At 74.9% G+C, this 19185-nt stretch carries 16 protein-coding genes; 8 read left to right on the top strand and 8 right to left on the bottom strand.

Features of this window, described 5'->3' with window-relative positions:
• The first annotated feature begins 89 nt into the window (after positions 1 to 89).
• Positions 90 to 1172 carry a polyprenyl synthetase family protein gene (locus HDA31_RS27815; protein WP_178062979.1) on the top strand — a complete coding sequence of 361 codons (1083 nt, stop codon included), beginning with the start codon at positions 90 to 92 and terminating at the stop codon, positions 1170 to 1172.
• A gap of 178 nt (positions 1173 to 1350) precedes the next feature.
• Positions 1351 to 2133 carry an IclR family transcriptional regulator gene (locus HDA31_RS27810; RefSeq protein ID WP_178062980.1) on the top strand — a complete coding sequence of 261 codons (783 nt, stop codon included), beginning with the start codon at positions 1351 to 1353 and terminating at the stop codon, positions 2131 to 2133.
• A 121-nt stretch (positions 2134 to 2254) separates the two neighbouring features.
• On the opposite strand, the gene HDA31_RS27805 is transcribed toward HDA31_RS27810, so the two are convergent.
• Positions 2255 to 4381 carry a PhoX family protein gene (locus tag HDA31_RS27805; RefSeq protein WP_178062981.1) on the bottom strand — a complete coding sequence of 709 codons (2127 nt, stop codon included), beginning with the start codon at positions 4379 to 4381 and terminating at the stop codon, positions 2255 to 2257.
• 274 nt (positions 4382 to 4655) lie between these two features.
• Here HDA31_RS27805 and HDA31_RS27800 point away from each other — a divergent pair, with 274 nt between their 5' ends.
• Both HDA31_RS27800 and HDA31_RS27795 read left to right on the top strand, forming a co-directional pair.
• Positions 4656 to 5150: a sigma-70 family RNA polymerase sigma factor gene (locus HDA31_RS27800; RefSeq protein ID WP_229406618.1), complete on the top strand. Its 495-nt coding sequence runs from the start codon at positions 4656 to 4658 to the stop codon at positions 5148 to 5150.
• The gene (locus HDA31_RS27795; protein ID WP_178062982.1) at positions 5147 to 5845 is read left to right on the top strand and encodes an anti-sigma factor family protein; all 699 of its coding nucleotides are present in this window, start codon (positions 5147 to 5149) and stop codon (positions 5843 to 5845) included. Before HDA31_RS27800 ends, HDA31_RS27795 begins: the two co-directional genes overlap by 4 nt.
• A gap of 17 nt (positions 5846 to 5862) precedes the next feature.
• Here the strand turns inward: HDA31_RS27795 and rarD are convergent, their stop codons facing one another.
• From rarD to eccE, 4 genes are all read right to left on the bottom strand, one after another.
• Positions 5863 to 6813 carry an EamA family transporter RarD gene (gene rarD / locus HDA31_RS27790; protein WP_178062983.1) on the bottom strand — a complete coding sequence of 317 codons (951 nt, stop codon included), beginning with the start codon at positions 6811 to 6813 and terminating at the stop codon, positions 5863 to 5865.
• The gene (locus HDA31_RS27785; RefSeq protein WP_074475419.1) at positions 6810 to 7250 is read right to left on the bottom strand and encodes a GNAT family N-acetyltransferase; all 441 of its coding nucleotides are present in this window, start codon (positions 7248 to 7250) and stop codon (positions 6810 to 6812) included. Before HDA31_RS27785 ends, rarD begins: the two co-directional genes overlap by 4 nt.
• 83 nt (positions 7251 to 7333) lie before the next feature.
• Positions 7334 to 7720: a phage holin family protein gene (locus tag HDA31_RS27780; protein ID WP_074475418.1), complete on the bottom strand. Its 387-nt coding sequence runs from the start codon at positions 7718 to 7720 to the stop codon at positions 7334 to 7336.
• Between the two features lie 62 nt (positions 7721 to 7782).
• Positions 7783 to 9615, bottom strand: a complete 1833-nt coding sequence (eccE, locus tag HDA31_RS27775; protein ID WP_246384278.1) for a type VII secretion protein EccE — start codon at positions 9613 to 9615, stop codon at positions 7783 to 7785.
• Positions 9616 to 9897: 282 nt separating this feature from the next.
• On the opposite strand from eccE, the gene HDA31_RS27770 reads away from it, so the two are divergent.
• Positions 9898 to 10215 (top strand): WXG100 family type VII secretion target, encoded by a 318-nt coding sequence (locus tag HDA31_RS27770; RefSeq protein WP_074475416.1) that lies wholly within the window; start codon positions 9898 to 9900, stop codon positions 10213 to 10215.
• A gap of 25 nt (positions 10216 to 10240) precedes the next feature.
• A complete protein-coding gene (locus tag HDA31_RS27765) occupies positions 10241 to 10534 on the top strand; it encodes a WXG100 family type VII secretion target (protein ID WP_074475415.1) in 294 nt (97 codons plus the stop codon).
• 82 nt (positions 10535 to 10616) lie between these two features.
• Here the strand turns inward: HDA31_RS27765 and mycP are convergent, their stop codons facing one another.
• Positions 10617 to 11834: a type VII secretion-associated serine protease mycosin gene (gene mycP, locus HDA31_RS27760; protein WP_178062984.1), complete on the bottom strand. Its 1218-nt coding sequence runs from the start codon at positions 11832 to 11834 to the stop codon at positions 10617 to 10619.
• A gap of 150 nt (positions 11835 to 11984) precedes the next feature.
• Between mycP and HDA31_RS27755 the strand changes: the two genes are divergently transcribed.
• Together HDA31_RS27755 and HDA31_RS27750 are read left to right on the top strand one after the other, a co-directional pair.
• A complete protein-coding gene (locus HDA31_RS27755; RefSeq protein ID WP_178062985.1) occupies positions 11985 to 15236 on the top strand; it encodes an SseB family protein in 3252 nt (1083 codons plus the stop codon).
• A complete protein-coding gene (locus HDA31_RS27750) occupies positions 15233 to 15598 on the top strand; it encodes a UCP033725 family protein (protein ID WP_074475731.1) in 366 nt (121 codons plus the stop codon). Before HDA31_RS27755 ends, HDA31_RS27750 begins: the two co-directional genes overlap by 4 nt.
• Positions 15599 to 15644: 46 nt before the next feature.
• On the opposite strand, the gene HDA31_RS27745 is transcribed toward HDA31_RS27750, so the two are convergent.
• Both HDA31_RS27745 and HDA31_RS27740 read right to left on the bottom strand, forming a co-directional pair.
• Positions 15645 to 16577 carry an alpha/beta fold hydrolase gene (locus HDA31_RS27745; RefSeq protein ID WP_074475413.1) on the bottom strand — a complete coding sequence of 311 codons (933 nt, stop codon included), beginning with the start codon at positions 16575 to 16577 and terminating at the stop codon, positions 15645 to 15647.
• Positions 16578 to 16709: 132 nt separating this feature from the next.
• Positions 16710 to 19142 carry an immune inhibitor A domain-containing protein gene (locus HDA31_RS27740; protein ID WP_178067034.1) on the bottom strand — a complete coding sequence of 811 codons (2433 nt, stop codon included), beginning with the start codon at positions 19140 to 19142 and terminating at the stop codon, positions 16710 to 16712.
• Positions 19143 to 19185 lie beyond the last annotated feature (43 nt).

Below are 19185 nucleotides of genomic sequence, written 5' to 3'. Positions count from 1 at the left end.
CGACGTTTCCCCGCGACGGGGCCGGTACGCGACAGCGTGCCGGCCCCGTCGCCGCATCCCCGCCCCGGAGCAGGTCGAACGGGTGTGGCATGGTGGATAGCGTGGTGAATCCGGCTGGCGAGCGTTCAGGTGCCACCGGCTCCGCTCGGCGGGGTCGGGAGAGCATGGGTCAGTTCGGCGCGCTCGGCCTGCACCTGGCCGATGCCCGCGTCGAGGCGTCCGTGTTGGGCCTGCTGGAGTCCGTCGAGGCGGAGCTGCGGGCCACCGTGACGAGCGCCGACCCGCTGGTGACCGAGGCCGCCCGGCACCTGGTGGACGCCGGCGGCAAGCGGTTCCGCCCGCTGCTGGTCGCGCTGGGAGCCCAGTTCGGCGATCCGGCCGACCCGCGGGTCGTCTCCGCCGCCGTGGTGATGGAGCTCACCCACCTGGCGACGCTCTACCACGACGACGTCATGGACGAGGCCGCCGTGCGGCGGGGCGCCCCGAGCGCCAACTCCCGCTGGACGAACTCGGTGGCGATCCTGGTCGGCGACTACCTCTTCGCCCGCGCCGCGGACCTCTCGGCCGATCTGGGGCCGGAGGCGGTGCGGTTGCAGGCGCGCACGTTCGCCCGCCTGGTGCACGGTCAGATCGCCGAGACGGTCGGCCCCCGGGACGGGCAGGACCCGGTGACCCACTACCTCGGCGTGATCGCCGAGAAGACCGGCTCGCTGATCGCCACCTCGGCCCGCTTCGGCGGCCTGTTCTCCGGGGCGTCCGCCGCGCACACCGAGGCCCTGGCAGGCTACGGCGAGACGATCGGCGTCGCCTTCCAGCTCTCCGACGACCTGCTCGACATCGCCAGCGAGTCGGTGCAGTCGGGCAAGACCCCCGGCACCGACCTGCGGGAGGGCGTGCCGACCCTGCCGGTGCTCTACGCGCTCGCCTCCGACGACGCCGACGCCGCCTCGGTGCGGCTGCGGGAGATCCTGGCCACCGGCCCGCTCGTCGACGACGCCCTGCACGCCGAGGCCCTCGGCCTGCTCCGCGAGTCCCCGGCGCTCAAGCGCGCCCGGGAGACCGTCCGCAGCTACGCCGAGGAGGCCCGGGAGCAGCTCGCGCTGCTGCCGGAGACGCCGTCGCGCCGCGCGCTGGAGTCCCTCTGCGACTACATCGCCGACCGCACCGGCTGAGGCCTCCCGAGCCTTCGATGCGGGTTCCGCGAACCCTTCGTGAGTCCGACTCGGACAACTCACCGTGTCGCTCGGCGCACTGACCGTTTAGGATGATCTGGCAGCGTCGACCCGAACAGGCATTTCGCCGGACGCCTGGATTTCATATGGTGTAAGTCCCCCGGCGGCGGAGGTGGTTGTGCGCGACCCCTTGGCGGAACCTTCGGACCTCATCCGGAGTGTCTCCCGCGCGCTACGCGTGCTCGAATCGGTCGGTCGCGCCCCGAAGGGGCTGACCGTCAAGCAGATCGCGCGGCGCTGCGAGCTGACCGTGGCCACCACCTACCACCTGGTCCGCACGCTGGCCTACGAGGGCTACGTGATCCGCCGGGAGGACGGCACGTACATCGTGGGCCTGGAGATCGCCGACCGGTACCGCGAGCTGGTCACCGCGTTCCGCGGGCCCGCAGCGGTCGGCGAGTGCCTGCGCCGCGCCGCCGTGGACACCGGCTACAGCCACTATCTCGGGCGCTTCGTCGGCGGCCAGGTGGCCGTCACCGCCGTGGCCGAGGGGCACCGCTCCCCGCACCTGGAGGACCTGGTCCCCGGGTTCGACGAGGGCGCGCACGCGACCGCGCTCGGCAAGGCGCTGCTGGCCACCCTCACCGCCGAGCAGCGCTTCCGCTACCTGCGGGAATACGGCATGCGCCCGTTCACCAACGCCACCCTCACCACCCCCGAGGCGTTCGAGGCGGACGTGGCGGCCGGCGACCGCCGGGGCATGCAGCTGGAGCTGGGGCAGTTCCGGCAGGGCGTCGCGTGCGCGGCCGTGCTGGTCGTCCCCGACAAGGACATGGAACGCCGGATGGTGCTGGCCTGCTCGTTGCCGGCCAGCGAGATGATGACCTCCGCCCGGGTGGTCCGGGCCAAGCTGCTCACCGCCGCCCGCGCCATCGCCGACGCCGTCGCCGCCGAGAACTGACCCCGCAGCCACCGGGAGCCGAGGCCCGGCGGCCGGAAGCCGGGGCCGGGGAGCCGGGAGCAGGGACGACGACGGGCCCCCGCCCTGGTGGGGAGGGGGCCCGCCGCGACGCCCAGCGGGATCAGCTGCCGATCGGGCCGCCGTCCAGCCGCCAGGTGACCACCACGCCGGGCTTGGCGTAGTCGCCGTCGGGCCAGGTCGACGCCGGGTTCTCCACGGTCGCCCCGGTGATCTCACCCGGGTGTTGCACCGCCACGAACACCGAGCGGTTGTCGTCGGTGATGAACGGGCCGCAGGTCTCCGCGCCCAGCGGCACCGTGAGGAACTGCTTGAGGTGCCCCCGCTCCGGCCCCTCCACGGCGGTGGCGAACAGGCCGTCGTTGCTGCCCAGCGCGTTGCCGTCGGTCGAGATCCAGAGGTTGCCGGTGGCGTCGAAGGCGACGTTGTCCGGGCAGGAGATCGGGGAGACCTTCGCCTTGTCGTACCCGGCGAAGTGGGTCGACGGGTCCGTCGGGTCGCCGCAGACGATCGGCAGCGACCAGGCGAACGTCTCGGCGGCGTTGTTGTTGCCGTCCTCGACCAGTTCCAGGATCTGCCCGTGCTTGTTGAGGTTGCGCGGGTTGGCCTCGTCGGCGGGGGCCTTGCCCGCCTTGCCGCGGTCGGTGTTGTTGGTCAGCGCCACGTACACCTTGCCGGTCAGCCGGCTCGGCTCGACGTCCTCCGGGCGGTCCATCTTGGTCGCGCCGACCTTGTCGCCGGCCAGCCGGGTGAAGGTGAGCACGTCCGCGGCGGTCATCCCGTCGACGTACGAGCGGTTGCCGCTGACCAGCTTGATCCAGCGGCCCCGGCCGTTGAACGCCCCGTCGGCGGGGAGCTTGCCGGAGCCGTCGATCTCGGCCGCCGAGTTGCCTTCGAGCTGCGCCACGTACAGGGTGCCCGACTCCAGCAGGGTCAGGTTGTGCTTGCGGGCCACCCACGAGTCGCCGGTCATGAACTTCTTGTCGGAGACGAACTTGTAGAGGTAGTCGAACCGCTCGTCGTCGCCCATGTAGGCCACCACGTGCCCGCTGCGGGCGACGATGACGTTCGCGCCCTCGTGCTTGAACCGGCCGAGCGCCGTGTGCTTGCGCGGCCGGCTCTCCGGGTCGAACGGGTCGATCTCGACGACCCAGCCGAAGCGGTGCGCCTCGTACGGGTTCTTCGCCAGGTCGAAGCGCTCGTCGGCGCGGTCCCACCTGCGGTTGCCGCTCGGGTAGCGCTCGGTGGTGTTGATGCCGTAGCGGGCCAGCTTCGGCTTCAGCTCCTCCGGCGCGGCGTCCCCGCCGACGAAGTACTGGTTGAAGTTCTCCTCGCCGGAGAGCACCGTGCCCCACGGGGTGACGCCGCCCGCGCAGTTGTTCAGCGTGCCGACCACCGTCCGGCCCTTCGGGTCGGCGGCGGTGCGCAGCCACGCCGAGCCGGCGGCCGGGCCGGTCAGCTCGAACTTCGTGGCCAGCGCGGTGACCCGCCGGTTGTACGGCCGCCGGCCGCCGGAGACCGGCCGCCACTGCCCGGTGCCGTCGACCCGCTCCAGCTCGACCACGGACATGCCGTGCGCCGCCATGGCGACCTTCACCTGCTCGACGGTGAGCGCGTCGAGGCTGGTGAAGCCGGGGAACATCAGGTCCTCGTTGGTGTACTCGTGGTTGACCACGAGCAGCGCCCGGCGGCCCCGCTTGTCCAGCGGCAGCACGCCGACGAAGTCGTTGTTGTAGCCGAACTGCTTGGCCTGCTTCGCGGCGGTCTGCGTGTGCACGTCGAACTCCGGCGCGCCCGGCACCACCGGGTCGCCCCAGCGGATCACGACACTGTGGTCGTACCCGTTGGGCACGACCAGGGTGTCGAGCTTGTTCGGCGGGATCGGCCGGAAGGTCAGCGCGCCGCTGCCCACCCCGCCGGCCGGGCGGCCGAACCCGGCGGCCTCCGGCACCACCGGCGTGGCCGGCGCGGCGGACGCCGCCCCGGCGCCGGCCAGCGCCCCGGCGGCCGCGCCGCCGAAGCCCAGGACGAGCGCACCGACCGCGCCGGCCCGGACCACGCCGCGCCGGGACACCTCGGCGTCCACGATGTCGCCCAGGTACGGGTTGTCGGAGGTGTTGGGCACCGGGTGGTCACAGGCGTTGCCGCACCGGTAGAGACAGGTCATGGCGTCACGGCTGCCGTGGCGGGTGGCGCCCAGCAGGGGGAGCAGCCGAGGTCGGTCGCTCATCGGGAGGTGCCTCCAAGGAAGTCGGTGCACGCCGGGGTCGACCCTCCGACGTGCGTACCCGGCGGACGCTAGGAGGGCGCGGTGAGCGCGGGTCGGCCCGAACATGAACCGGATGTGAACACCTGCGCCTGACCTCCCCGTCGACCTGCGGATGAACCGATCGGCGACACCGCACGTACTGTCGGGCGAACGCACCGCTGGACGCGTTCGACAGCGGGAGCCGCTGGACTCCGGCGACAGCGAGGAGGTCGTCATCAGCGACCACGACGCCCAACTGCTGCGCGCGCTGCACGACGAGCATGCCGACGCGCTCTACGCGCACGCCCTGCGGCTGGTCAACGGCGACCGGACCCGGGCCGAGGACCTGGTGCAGGAGACGCTGCTGCGGGCCTGGCGGCACCCGGAGTCGCTCGACCCGACGCGCGGATCGGTGCGGGCGTGGCTGTTCACCACGGCCCGCAACCTGGCCATCGACGCGTGGCGGCGGCGGTCCACGAGGGTCGGCGAGATCTACACCGACGAGCTGCCCGAGCCCCCGGAGACGATCGACGAGGCGGAACGCGCGGTGGAGGCGTGGACGGTCGCCGAGGCGCTGAACCGGCTCAGCCCGACCCACCGCGAGGTGCTCATCGAGTGCTTCTACCAGGGGCGTTCGGTGTCCGAGGCGGCGGTCCGGCTGGGCGTGCCACCGGGCACCGTCAAGTCCCGCACCCACTACGCGCTGCGCTCACTACGGTTGGCGCTGGCCGAGATGGGGGTGACGGGATGACCCGCTGCGAGTTCGCGCACGACGACGGCGCGTACGTCCTGGGCGCGCTCGCCCCGGCCGACCGGGCCGCCTACGAGCGGCACCTCGCCGGCTGCGCCTCCTGCCGGGACGCGGTCGCCGAGATCGCCGTGCTCCCCGGGCTGCTCGGCCGGCTCGACCCGGCCGGGCTGGAGCAGTTCCTGGAGCCGCCCGCCGAGGTCTCCCGGGTGCCCGCGCTGCTCGACGCCGCCCGCCGCCGCCGACGCCGCGAGCGGTCGGCCGCCCGCCGCCGGTACGCGCTGACCGCGCTGGCCGCCGCCGTCCTGGCGCTGTTCGCCGGGTTCGGCGCGGCCACCCTCCGGCCGCCCGTCGAGATCACCCCGACGCCCACCCCGCAGATCGCGCTGGCGTCCATGCGGCCGATCGCCGGCACGGTGCCGGTGCACGCCGAGGTGGGGCTGACCGGCACGCCGTGGGGCACCGAGGTCACCATGCGCTGCGGCTACGACCGGCGGGCCGGGCACCGCGAGGCGTACACCTTCCGGCTGGTGGCGCACGGCCCGGACGGCGCGACGGAGCAGATCGGCTCCTGGCTGGCCGCCCCCGGCGACGAGCTGAGCCTGACCGCCACCACCCACTTCACCGACGGCGAGCTGGTCCGGCTGGAGCTGCTGCGCGCCGACGGTACCCCGGTCCTCGCCTACGACGCCCGCTGAGCCGCCCGGCCGGCGGTTCAGGCTCCCGTCGTCCCCTGTCCCACCGGCGTCGGCGCGAGCGGCCGGGTCGCGGCGGGGCCGCGGGAGCGCCGGGAGTTGCGGGCGTGGCGGAGGGCGTCGGCGGTGAAGGTCAGCAGCGCCAGCCAGACCAGCGCGAAGCCGGCGAGCCGGGCCGGCGGCATCGGCTCGTGGAAGATCAGCACCCCGCAGCCGAGCTGGAGGATCGGGGCGAGGTACTGGAGCATGCCCAGCGCCGTCAGCGACAGCCGGTTCGCGGCGCCCGCGAAGAGCAGCAGCGGGGTCGCGGTGGCCGCGCCGGCCAGCACCAGCAACGCGGTGTGCCCGGCCGAGACGTGGCCGAAGGCCAGGCCACCGTCGGCGGCGAGCCAGCCGAGATAGCCGAGGGCCGGCAGGGCGAGCACCGCCGACTCCACGAAGAGCCCCTCCGCCGCCGGCAGCCCGAGGCGCTTCTTGACCAGCCCGTACGCGGCGAAGCTGACGGCCAGGGTGAGCGCGAGCCAGGGCAACCGGCCGTAGTCCACGGTGAGCACGGCCACCGCCGCCGTGCCGATGCCCAGCGCCAGCCACTGCCCGGGGCGCAGCCGCTCCCGCAGCACGGTCACCCCGAGCAGCACCGACACCAGCGGGGTGATGAAGTAGCCGAGGGCCGTCTCCACCACCCGCGCCGAGTTCACGCCGTAGATGTAGGTGCCCCAGTTGACCGCGATGAGCGCGGCGGCCACGCCGATGCCGGCCAGCGCCCGGGGGCGACGCGCCAACCGCCGCAGGAAGCCCACGTTGCGCAGCGCGGCGAGCAACAGCGCGACGAAGAGCACCGACCAGACGATCCGGTGCGCCAGGATCTCCAGCGGGCCGGCCGGCTGGAGCGCCCTGAGGTAGAGCGGGAAGAACCCCCAGAGCAGGTACGCGCCGATGCCGTAGAGGTAGCCGAGGCGCAGCGGGTTCACGCCTGCCCCCGCCCGTCGTACTGCATCCAGCGGTCCGGCTCGACCAGGGCGAAGCCGATCTTCGCGTAGACCCCGTGCGCGTCGGAGGTGGCCAGCACGATCCGGCGTACGCCAAGCGTGGCCAGGTGGTCACGGACCGCGCCGGCCAGCCAGGTGCCCAGCCCGACCCCCCGGGCCGCCCGGTCCACGTAGACGTCGCAGAGCCAGGCGAACGTCGCGCGGTCGGTCACCACCCGGGCCACCGCCACCTGCCGACCGTCACCGGGGCGGTACACGCCGTACGGCAGCGAGCCGGCGAACGCCCGCCCGACGGTCTCCCGGTCCCGCCCCAACGCCCAGTACGCGTCGGTGGAGAGCCAGTGGTGCACGAGGTCGAGGTCGAGGCGGGCGGGGTCGGTGCTGAGCTGGTGGCCGTCGTCGCGGGTCAGGGTGAACACCCTGCGACGCTAGCCTGCCCGCCCGGCCCCGCGCGCCGTGAATCCGCCCACGCCGCCCGGGCCGGGACCGCCCCGGCCCGGGCTCAGTCGCGGTCGAGGACCGCGCCCAGCAGCCAGGTCACGACCCCGACGAACAGCGCGCCGAGCACCGCCTCCGGCCAGAAGCCGTCCACGTGGAACGGCAGCCCGGCCTCGCCCGCGATCCAACTCGTCAACAGGAAGAGCAGGCCGTTGACCACCAGGGCGATCAGCCCCAGGGTCAGCAGGTAGAAGCCGCAGCCCACGGTCTTGACGATCGGCTGGAGCACCGCGTTGACGACCCCGAAGATGACCGCGACGAGGAGCAGCGTGACGATCGCCTCGACGGCCGAACCCGTGTCGAGCGTGATGCCCGGGATGAGCAGGGTGGCCAGCCAGAAGGCCACCGCCGTGCTGCCCAGCCGGATCAGAAGACCCTTCAGGAAACCCATGGTCACGGATGGTGCCATGGACCCGCCACCGGCGGAACCCGCCGTCGGTCCCGCCCGAGCCGTCAGCCCCGGTCGGGGCGGCCGATCAGTTGCGACTCGATGGGGGTCGGCGACAGCAGCGCCCAGCGCAGCGCCCGGCGGTTCACCACCGCCACCATGTCCTCCCGGATGCGGGTCAGCCACTCGGCCGAGCCGCCGAGGCCGAGCGCGGCGCCGGCCAGGGCGGCCTCGGCGGGGCGCAACGGTTGCAGCACGACCAGGTCGGCCCGGCCCAGCTGGTCGACGTCGGACGCGGTGAGGCCGTCCCGGACCACCAGGGTGGAGCGCCAGGCCGGCCCGGGACCGGCGTCGGCGGGCACCGGGCCCGCGTCCACCACGAGCAGCACCGGCCGCAGCGCCGAGCCGGCCACCGCGTCCGTCGCGCGGCCCGGCGGCAGCACCGGGATCGGCCCGTCGGGCGTGGCGACGCCCCGGACGAACGGCTCCCACGCCCGGGGCCGGGTCGTCTGGACCGCCACCCGGGCACCCAGCGCCAGCGCCCGCAGGACCAGCAGCTGCGCCGCGCGCACCCCGCCGACCAGCATCAACCGGGTGCCCTCCGGCCGGAACAGCCGGACCGTCACCGCCGCCCCGCGCCGGTTCGCGCCGACCATCAGCCCCGCGTCGCCGACCGGCAGCTCCAACCCGTCGAGGACCGCCGGGTCGGCCGCCGCGCCCGGAACGGCGAGGGCGAGGGGCAGCGTGCCCGCCAACGCGGGAAGCTGCTGGCCGTCGAGCCGGTCGAGTTCCGCGCCCGCGCCGCCGGCCAGCCGCCGCAACGCCTGCGTCGCCGCCGTCAGCCCGGCCGGGGTCCAGGCGGCCAGGCGTACGGTCAGCTCGGCCGGCACGGTCGCGCCGCCGGCACCGGCGCGCGGCCCCACGCAGAGCGAGACCGTGGTCGCGGCGGCCGGCAGGGTGAGCAGCCGGGGCACCAGCAGCCGCCCCGCGTCGGTGGCCGGGTCCGGCCCGCGCCGCACCCGGAAGATGGTCTGGAGCAGCTCCCCCGTCCGCACGGCCGGCCAGGTCTCCACCAGCGGCCCGCCGCCGTCGTGGTGGGCCAGTTCGGTGAGTACGCGGGGCGCGGCGTGCTCGCCGAGCGGGCGGGCGGTCACCGGCCCCAGCCGGCGCACGATCCGCCGGACCACCCCGGACAGGGCGGCGCGCAGGTCCGCGTCGGTCCACCCGTCCACCCGCAGCACCCGCACCGCCAGCAGCACCGAGTCGCGCCCGGCCAGCAGCCCGTCGGTGAGCTGCCGGTACGACGTCGCCACCGTGCTCCCCCCGACCGCGACGGCCGGCGCGGGCGAGCCGCCGAACAGGAGCTGGAGCCGCACCGGGGGCAGCTCCGGGGAGACCGGCGGCAGCAGCGTCGACGGCGGGGGCAGCGCCCCCGGCCCGTCGCCGAGCAGGTCGCCCGGGTCGCCGACCTCCAGCACGGCGGTCAGGCCCTCCGCGTCGTCGACCACGGCCGCCGGACGGCCGGCCAGCTCCGCCGCGCGGATCACCGCGCCGGGGTCGAGCAGCCCCAGCAGCGTGCCCGGGCCGGTGGCCGACGCCAGGGCCCGCCGGCGGGACAGGTGGCCGGCGGCGACGCCCAGCCAGGAGAACAGCCAGCGCCCCCGCACCCGGACCCAGGTGCCGGCCAGCAGTGCGGCGGCCACCGCGACGGCGGCCACGGTCACGGCCACGCCCCGGCCGACCCCGGCGGCGGCCAGCGCCACCGCCGCCTGCGTGGCGACCACCTGACCGGCCCGCACCCCGGCCGGACCCCGCCGGGTGGCGGCCGGAATCCACCGCGGGGGCAACGGCTGCCGGTGCGCCGGCTGGACCGGGGCCGTGGTCGTGCTGGCCGTCACCGCGCCTCCTCAACGCCCGCCCGGAACGCCGCCGTGACCCGGGGCGTGACCGTGGACGGTTCCGCAGCGTCATCGTATGGCTCCGTCCCGCCATCGCGGGAGCCGTGGTTGTCCACAGGGGAGCCGGGCGGGGTAGCACAACCGCCACCGGGCCGCTACCGTCAGCGACGAGCCGGCTGACCCCATCCCGCCCCGGCGTCGCCGCCGGGACAGGCGGGCGGCGCGTCCGCCGCGGGCGCGCCCGACGGCCAGCCACGATCGAGGAGACGAGGTGACGTCCGGGTGTCCCAGACCCAGGCAGAGGCCGCGGTGTTGCAGCAGACCGCCGCGAAGTTCGAGCAGGTTGACCAGTCCCTCCAGGCCATGCTGACCAGCCTGCTGGCCGAGCTGGAGGTGTTGCAGCAGGCCTGGCGGGGGGCCGGCGGGCGCTCGTTCGAGCAGGTGAAGCGGCAGTGGTCGCAGGACCAGGCGGCGTTGCAGCGGGCCCTGCGGGAGACCGCCACCGCCATCCGCACCGCCGGCCAGCAGTACGACGTGTCCGACAACGAAGCCGCCAGCCGGGTCGCCGGCACCAACCGCGGCATCCAACTGCCGCTGTAGCACCTCCCGGAAAGGGGATCATCCGATGGACCATGGGGTTCTGGTCGTCAACTTCGCCGCCCTCCAGCAGGCGGGTGCCGACATCCAGCGGGCGCTGAACACGCTGGACAGCCAGCTCGGCCAGCTCGAACGCGACGCCGCCCCGCTGGTGGCGAGCTGGGACGGCGAGGCCCGGCAGGCATACGAGCAGCGGCAGGCCCGGTGGCGTTCCGCCTCCCAGGACCTCCAGGCGATGCTGCGCGACATCAAGCTGGCGGTCCACGACTCCGCGTCCGACTACCTCGACACCGAGAAGCGGAACGTCAACCTGTTCCAGTGAGCGGCTGCGGCCCGCCGCGGCGTTCGGCGGCTATGGCCTTCTGGCGTTCGGCAGGGCCGCCGGACGCCGCCACCGCAGGTGGTCAGGCCGCCGGCCGCCAGCGGCGGCGGCCGCCCCGGGGCAGCACCACCGCCAGCAGCGCCGTGCCCGCCACGGCCGCCCCGGCGACGGCCGCGACGACCACCGCCCGGTCCCGGGCCGCCGCCCGCCGGGCCTGGCGGGCGGCCAGCGCCGGATCGGCCTCGCCCGCCGCTAGGGCCACGGCCCGGCGAGCCGGCCCCTGCGGGCCCGCCCCGGTCTCGGTGACCGCCCGGTAGGGGTTGAGCACGCCCGCGCCGTACCCGCCGCCGGAGCCGTCGCCGGGCGCGGGGTCGACCGTGGCGAGAATCTGCCGCGTCACCTGCGCGGCCGTCAGCTCCGGCCGATACTGCCGGACGAGAGCGGCGGTGGCCGCCACGAACGGGGCGGCGTAGCTGGTGCCCTCGGCCCGCCGGTGGCCCTGCCCCGGGGCGGCCATCAGCACCTCGCCGCCCGGGGCGACCAGGTCGACGTACGGGCCGGTCTGCGAGAAGTCGGCCCGCCGGCCGTCGGGGCCGATCGCGCCCACCCCCAGCACCCCGTCGTACGCGGCCGGGTACGGTCGCGGGTCGCCGCCGTCGTGCAGGTTGCCGGCGGCAGCCACCACGACCACGTCCCGCGCGACGGCGTAGCCGACCGCCGCCCGGACGGCCGGGTCGTCGGTGTAGAGCACCACGGAGAGGTTCACCACGTCGGCCCCGTGGTCGACCGCCCAGCGGATCGCCCGGGCGAAGTCGACGGCGCTGACCGTGCGCCCCGACTCCCGCCCCTCGACCACCTGCTGCTCGCTGACGCGTACCGGAAGGATGCGGGCACCCGGCGCGAGGCCCTGGAACGCGACGCCGACGCGGGGCTCGGCCGCGATGATGCTCGCCACACCGGTGCCGTGCCCGGCGCAGTCGCCGCTGCCGTCGCCGCCCGGGTCGAGGAAGTCCGCCCCGGCGTCGACCCGCCCGGCCAGTTGCGGGTGCCGGCGGTCCACCCCCGAGTCGATCACGCCGACGGTGACGCCGGCCCCGCTGGCCAGCGCGGCGAGCCGCTGCGGGGCATACCGCCGCTGCGGCCACGGGGTCTCCGCGACGGGCCGGTCCGGGGCCGGCGGGGTGGCGCAGCCGGGGGCCGCGCGATGCGCGCCGGCCGCCTGCGCCGGGGCGGCGGGGAACGCGGACAGCAGGGCCACGGCCGCTGCGGCGAGGGCCGGACGCGCGGTGGGCCGGGGCATCACGCCTCCGTATCGTGTCGGCTTCGAAACCGGATGTTATCCGCATCCGGATTGTCCGGCGGGGCGTCCCCGGCCAGCCATTGTGATCTTGTTACCACCTTGTAGGTTGTACGCGATGGCTATGGCCTGATGGCGGGAGGAGAGGTGGCCGTGACCGACTGGGAGCCGGCTACCGAGGCCGAAGCGGCGATGCGGGACGCCCTCCGCGCCAACGACCAGGAGCTCTACTTCCGGATCCTGGCCCGCACCGACCTGCTGCTGCCGGTCTCCGCGGAGGCGCTGGCCGGGCAGGTCCCGATGGGGTGGGGCACCTGGACCACCGGCGGCCGCACGCACGTGCTGGCCTTCACGTCGCCCGCCGCGCTGCGGGCCTGCCTCGGCGGCAGCCCGGCGCCCAGCCGGCGCAGCGCATACGCCGACCTCGCCGCCGAGTGGCCCAACCACGAGTGGTGGCTGGCGGTCAACCCGGGCCTGCCCATCGAGGGCTACCTGCCGGCCTGGTTCGTCTCCCAGCTCTCCCGGGGCGACGTGCGGCTGCCGGGCCGCACCCTCGGCGCGCGCGCCCGCCTGGACCGCGTCGAGTCCGCCGCGAAGGCCCGCGCCACGGCGGTGGTCCCCGGCCGGGACGCGCCGGTGTCGCCCGCGCCCGGCACGGCGGCCGGGGGCCCGCTGCCGGGCGCGCCGACCACCGTCCCCGCCGACGCCGCCGGCACGCCCACCACCCGGCTCACCGTCTCGGCGGCGGCCCCGCCCCGCGCGCCCGGGGCCGACGCGCCCCCGGCCCCGCCGCGCCCGGACGGGCCAAGCGGTGGCCGCGCCCGTGACGCCGCGGCCTCCGCCGCGACCGGCGGCGAGCCCGCGCCGGGCGGCTCGGCGTGGCTGAACGTCCCCCGGCGGCGGCCGCCGGCGGACGCCCCGACGAGCGAGGCGCCGCCGGGGGACAACGGCCCGCCCGCCGCCCCGCCGGGGCCACCCGGCCAGCCCACCTCCTTCTTCGAGCCGGCTTCCGGCCGCAGCCGGGCGGCGCGGGTGCTCGGCGACCCCCGCCGTCCCGCCGAGCGCCCGGCCCCGCAGTCCCGGGGTTTCGGCGGCGGCCAGGCGTTCCCCCGGCGGCGTCCCGCGCCGGACCCGCTCGCCGAGCAACCGACCCAGCCCTTCCGTCCCGCCCCCGCTCCCGCCCCGGAGCCGCCGACGGTGCCGATCTCCCGGGCCGGGGCGGCACCGCCGGCGTCGCCGGCCGAGGCGTCCGGCCCCGCTGCGGCCCACGACGAGCCGACCCGTCTCCTGCGGCCCGGCGGCGCGGTGCCGCCCCGGCCGTCGCCGGCGGAGGAGCCGACCCGGGCCTTCCGGGCCGTGCCGCCGGCCGACGAGCCGACCCGTCCCCTCGCGGCGGCCACCGGTGCGCCGGCCGGCCTCTTCGGCCGGGCGGGTGGCGCGGACGAGCCGACCCGTCCCATCGGCCCGACCGGTGCCGGTGCGGCGCAGGGGCCACCGCGTCGAGGCACCGCGCCGGGGGCCGAGCGGGGGTTCGTGCGTCCCCGCCCCGGGGCGGCCGACGAGGAGCCGACCCGGCCCCTGGCGGAGCGTCCCGGCCCCGCCCCGGTGGACGAACTGGTCGAGGAGGTGACCGCCTCGATCGCGGAGCCGGTCTCCGGGCCGCCCGCGCCCCGCCCGTCCTTCTCGCCGATCGTCATCGAGGGCACGATCATCGAGGCGCGGGACCTGCCCGCCCCGAACCCGGCCGCTGCTCCGAACCCGGCCGCTGCCCCGAACCCGGTCGCCGCGCCGGACGCCACGGTCGCGCTGGACACGACGGTGCCGCCGGACCTGACGGTTCCGCTGGGCACGACCGCTGCGCCGGACGCGACCGTCTCGTTGGGCACGACGGTGCCGCCGGACGCGACCGTCTCGTTGGGCACGACGGTGCCGCCGGACGCGACCGTTGCGTTGGGCACGACGGCTCCGCTCGGCTCGACCGGCGCGCCGGACACGACGGTTCCCCTCGGCACGACCGTTCCGACCGAACCGACCGTCGCGCTGGGCACGACCGTTCCGACCGATCCGGTCGGCGCGGACCCGTCCGTCGCCGCGCCCGCCGAACCCGTGACCGCGCCCGGCAGCCTGGCCGGCTCCGCAGCCGCCGCGCCCGTCGGCGTCGCCGACGCGGAGGCGACGGTGTCGCTGTTCACCCCGGCGAGGCGACCCGCGTCCGACGCGTCGGCCGGGTCCCTCTTCCAGCCGGGAATCCCCGGCGATCCGGCACCGGCCGCGCCTGACCTGCCGACCCCGACCGACGCGCCCGAGCCGGCGGCCGACGCGCCCGCATCGGTCGGCGTGTCCGAGCCGGCCGGCGGGTCCGTGCCGGCCGGTGCTGCCGTCGTCGATCCGCAGCCGGACCCGGAGCCGGCACCGGCCGCGCCGCCCGCCCCCGACTTCCAGCCGGCCAACGAGGTCGAGGAGGACCTGCTCGCCGCCGCCGGCACCGGCAGCACCGACACGTTCCTCTCCACCCTGCTGCTGGCCCGGGTGCTGCTCCCGGTGGCACCCGACTCGGCCGACGGCAGCCGACCCGGCGAGCCGGGCTTCGTCTGGCGGACCGAGCGGCTCGACGGCGAGCGGTTCGTCGTCGTCTACACCTCCCCGGAGCGGATGGCCGACCACGCCGACGGTCCGGTGGAGACCGTGTCGGTCAAGTTCGCCCAGCTCATCCGCCGCTGGCCCGACGACGCCTGGTCGTTCGCGGTGAACCCGAACACACCGGTGGGCGCGAAGCTGCCCGGGGAGCAGATCGTCGCGTTGGCGAACTGGGCGGCCGACGTGGGGCTCGGCGACGACGTCGAGAGCGAACCGGAGCCGCCACCGGCGGCCGAGGCGGCGGCCGGCGCGTCCCGGCAGGCGCCGCCGCCGGTCGACCCGAACCAGCCGGTGGTGATGCAGAAGGCCGTCGCCCCCAGCCAGCTCTCCTACTACCTGGAGCGCGGCTACGACCGGGTCTCCGGCTTCGTGCACCGCGCCAGCGAGCTGGCCCACCTGAACACACCGGCCAAGCTGCACGACGCGCTCGGCCTGAGCCACCCGGGCTCGCCGTTCTCGCGGGACGCGCAGGAGATCTACGTCCTGCGCTGGCCCGCCCACCGGCCGAGCCTCTACCGCATCCCGTACGGCGGCCAGAACGAGGGCGCCATGCGGGCCATGGAGGGGTGGGTGATCGAGCGCCCGCCGTTCCGGGGCAACGGCTTCGCACCGGGGGACAGCAGCGACGTGGTGGCCGAGTTCAAGGTGGACAGCGCCCGGCTGCCGCACGGCGCGCAGCTCTGGCGGATCGGGGCGGACGGCACCGAACGGGTGGTCGCGACCCTGGACACGGATGCGCTGCTGTGGCGTCGGGCCGGTGACGGCTGATGCGCGACGGCTACGTGGCCCGCTGGCGGGGCCGGGAATACCAGGCCAGCCCCGACGGCGACGACGTGCGGCTCTACCAGCCCGAGCCCGGCGAGGGGTTCGAGGAGATCCGCCCCGGCCGCTACGTGCGGGTGCTGCCGGCGTCCGAGGTGGAGGGACTGGCGTACGTGCGGACCACCTGCACGTGGCAGGGCCAGCCGTTCATCGTCCTCGCCGAGCACGACGGCTGGCTGCGGGTCGAGTACACGGGTGGCCGGTGGCCGGTGGCGCAGGCGATGGGGCTGGAGGTCTTCGACTTCGGGGTCTATCAGGGCTGGGCCCCGGCCGGCGCGGTCGCCGACCTGCGGGAGCAGCGGCTCTGACCCGCCGGGCGGCCGGGCCGCGACCCGGGGCCGGGGCGGGACCCGCTCAGGACTTCGCCCAGCGCAGGATCTCGCCGAGCACCACGTCCCGCGCCTCGACGTGCGGGAAGTGGCCCACGTCGTCCAGCAGCCGCCACTCGTAGGGGGCCGTCACGTAGCGGCCGGAGCCCTGGGCGGTGCGCGGCAGGGACGCGACGTCCGACGCGCCGTGTAGTTGCAGCGTCGGGGTGACCAGGGGCTTCTGCATCAGCCGCACGAACCGGTAGCCGTGCAGCCGCAGCACCGAGCGGAACGCCCAGCGGTAGCCCTCCAGCGCGCAGAACGCGGCCTGCGGGATGCGCATCGCCTCCCGGCAGCGCCGGGCGTACGCGTCGAAGTCGGGGCCGTCGACCCAGCGGGGGCCGCCCCAGCGGCGCAGCATCTCCTCGACGGCGGCCGCGTCGTCGCGGGTGAGCACGTGCTCGTAGCGGGGAAGCTGGAACTTCAGGGCGGGGGTGGCGGCGGCGAACTGGCCGCGCGGGTCGGCGAAGATCGCGGCCCGCAGCCGCAGGGGGTGGGGTGCGCCGAGCACGACGAGCCGGCGGACCAGCGACGGGTGGAACGAGGCGGCGGTCCAGCCGATGAGGCCGCCGGCACCGGTGCCGACGACGGTGGCGGACCGCTCGCCGAGGCCCCGGATCAGGCCGGCGACGTCGGCGGCGAGGGTGTAGCCGTCGTACCCCCGGGGCGGCTTGTCGCTGGCCCCGTAGCCGCGCAGGTCGACCGCGACGGCCCGGAAGCCGGCGTCGGCGACGGCCGGCAGCACGTCGTGCCAGGCCCACCAGTGCTCGGGGAAGCCGTGCAGGAGGAGCACCATCGGGCCGGTGCCGGCCTCGACGACGTGGAAGCGGCTGCCGTTGGCCCCGACGAACCGGTGCGTCCACGGCCCTTCGGTCAGGACGCAGGACTCGTCGACGGCCCCGCCGCGCTGCTCGGTCATGGCCCCAGCCTAGGACCCCCGGGCACCGGGGCGGAAAGGGCGATGCCCGGGCAGGTGGCCTGCCCGGGCATCGCGGTGGAACGGTCGATCAGCGCGTGCTGATCAATGGATCAGCGTGTGCCGATCAGTGGATCAGGAGAAGCGGACCTTGATCGAGGTGCCGTCCTGCTCCAGCACCTTGATCTTGGTGCCGGTGGCCGGGACCTTGACGCCGTGGTTCGGCAGCTCCGGGAACCAGTACTGCTTGGTGTCGTCGAACAGCGGCTGCGCGGCCTGACCCCGGATGTACTGGGCCTGCCCGTTGATGTGCAGCGTGAACGAGTCCGCCTTCTTCGTGCTGAACGGCGCGTCGTACACCTGGACGCGGGAGCGCCACGGGTTGCCGGTCAGGTTGTAGAGCGGCTGCGGACGCGAGTCGATGATCATGTTACGACCCTCGCCCGGGTGCTCGAACGTGTCGTTGTCCGCGAACCGGAGGTTCCAGTACGAGATCAGCAGGCCCTCCTGGTACGCGTAGTGGTCCACGTAGTCCGGGCGGGTGTTGCCGTAGCCGAAGTAGTACGGGCCGGTCTTGAGGTACTGGTCGTACGAGACGTAGGACCGGTGGCCGGCGATGTAGTAGTTGTCGAAGAGCCGGGTGTAGGACTCCTCGACGATGCTCCAGCCCTTGGCCGCCCAGTCGCCGGTGCCGCTCTCGGCGCCGTCGCTGGCCAGCGTCTGGCCGTCGGCGGTCACGGTGATGTTGTCACCGAAGAAGCCGCCCTCGGCCACGCCACCGTCGGTGACGTAGTGGAACCGGAACTGGATGCTCTTGCCGGTCAGGGTGTTGAGCGGGATGTTGATGTCGGTCCACGCGCCGTTGCTGCTGCCGCTGAGACCCGGCGTCGGGTCGGTGTTGGACACCGGCGGGATCGGCTTGCCGTTGACGGTGCCGGGCAGCGCGTCCCAGGTGGTGCCGCCGTCGGTCGACGCCTCGAAGAAGAGGTAGTCGTAGCCGGACTCGATGTCGAACCGGCCCTTGAGCGACACCGCCGCCGAGGTCTTCCCGGTCAGGTCGATCGTCCTGGTCAGGCTGTTGTCCAGGTCGTCGTCGTTGCCGGAGAAGAACTGCTTGGCACCCTCGAACGGCGCGCCGTAGTCGAAGGTGTACTCCCGCTGCGGGAGGACCACCACGGCGGCCTGCGGCTTTGCCGTGTTGTATTCCTGCGGGCCGAGCTCCAGGGTCTTCTTCTGGCCGGCCTTGACCACCTCGTAGTCGAGCCAGCCGAGCTGGAGCTTGTTCCAGGCGCCGAGGTCGCCGCCGCGCTCGCCGATGCCGGCGTCGTTCTTGGCGCCGAGCCGGCTCTGGGCCATCAGGGTCCAGTGCTCGTTGTTGTTGTCCCCGCCGCTCAAGATGTTGTAGTCGTCCGGCAGGCCAAGGTCGTGAGCGTACTCGTGGTAGAAGACGCTCCGGCCGCCGTTCTCGGGCTGGATCGTGTAGTCGCGGATCCAGACGCCGGTGTTGCCGATCTGGGTGCCGCCGATCGGGAAGTTCGCCGGGCCGGTGCGCGAGGTGTTATACGCCGACCAGCGGTGGCTCCAGATGGCGTCCTCACCCTGGTGCGGGTCGCCGTCGGCCTGGTCGCCGCCGGAGTGGACGATCTGGAAGTGGTCGATGTAGCCGTCGGACTCGTTGAAGTTGCCGTCGCCGTCGTAGTCGAACCGGTCCCACTGGTCGTAGGACTGCATGTCGGCCTTGATCTGGGCGTCGGTGCGGCCCTTGGCCTTCTGGTCGGCGACCCACTGGTTGGCGGCGTCGCGGACCAGGTCCCAGACGTTCGGGCAGTTGTGGTCCGCGCAGACCGCCGGGTCGTTGGCCGGGTTCTCGGTGTCGTCGTCCGCGATCGGATCGTCGGAGCGGCCGTAGCGGGCGGCGTTGTACTTGACCTTCACCCAGTCGCTGACCTGGCCGTCGACGGTGTAGCGCCCGGACGACTGGGCCTCGTAGTACTGCTTGAGCGACTCGTCGCCCTGCCCGGTGCCGAAGTACAGCTTGCGGAAGTAGTCCGCGCTGTAGTCGGCCTGCCACACGGTCGAGTTGTCCACGGCCCGGTTCGGGGCGGGGATCTCGTTGTGCAGCGGCCCCTTGAAGGTGGTCGGCCCGGCGATGGCCGGGTTCGTGTCCTTGTCCGGGTAGGCGGGGTCCCGCTCGTCGCCGAACTCGGCGAGGATCACGAAGATCTTGTCGGTGCGCTCCCGGGCCAGCTCGACGTACTGGTCCTTCTGGCCCTGCTTGGCGCTGCGGGCGCCGGCCGCGGACGCCGCGCCGCCGGCGGTCTTGCCGACCTTGACGACGGTGCTGCCGTTGATCTTCTGGGCCTTGGCCCGGCCGGAGAGGACCTCGCTGAGGCCCTCCTGACGAAGCGCGCGGCGCTTGTCCTCGAACTTGTCCGGCAGATCGTGATCCGCTGGGGCCTTCTCGGCGGCCGACGGGGCGGCCGCCGGGAGCTTCGCGGTCGGCGCCGCGTTGGCGGTCGTAGCGACCACCAGACCCGTCGCCGTCAACGAAAGCCCGAGCAGACCCACTGCGACTTTCCGCACGTGGTACCTCCGGTGTGAGGGAACCGGC

The sequence above is a fragment of the Micromonospora carbonacea genome (assembly GCF_014205165.1).
GTDB lineage: Bacteria > Actinomycetota > Actinomycetes > Mycobacteriales > Micromonosporaceae > Micromonospora > Micromonospora carbonacea.
Note: the sequence above shows the minus strand (reverse complement) of the source record. Positions and strands in the feature narration are given on the sequence as shown.

Coding starts and splice junctions, on each gene's coding strand:
- HDA31_RS27815 (WP_178062979.1), top strand. CDS start 90: ATGGTGGATAGCGTGGTGAATCCGGCTGGCGAGCGTTCAGGTGCCACC.
- HDA31_RS27805 (WP_178062981.1), bottom strand. CDS start 4,381: ATGAGCGACCGACCTCGGCTGCTCCCCCTGCTGGGCGCCACCCGCCAC.
- HDA31_RS27795 (WP_178062982.1), top strand. CDS start 5,147: ATGACCCGCTGCGAGTTCGCGCACGACGACGGCGCGTACGTCCTGGGC.
- HDA31_RS27780 (WP_074475418.1), bottom strand. CDS start 7,720: ATGGGTTTCCTGAAGGGTCTTCTGATCCGGCTGGGCAGCACGGCGGTG.
- HDA31_RS27765 (WP_074475415.1), top strand. CDS start 10,241: ATGGACCATGGGGTTCTGGTCGTCAACTTCGCCGCCCTCCAGCAGGCG.
- mycP (WP_178062984.1), bottom strand. CDS start 11,834: ATGCCCCGGCCCACCGCGCGTCCGGCCCTCGCCGCAGCGGCCGTGGCC.
- HDA31_RS27745 (WP_074475413.1), bottom strand. CDS start 16,577: ATGACCGAGCAGCGCGGCGGGGCCGTCGACGAGTCCTGCGTCCTGACC.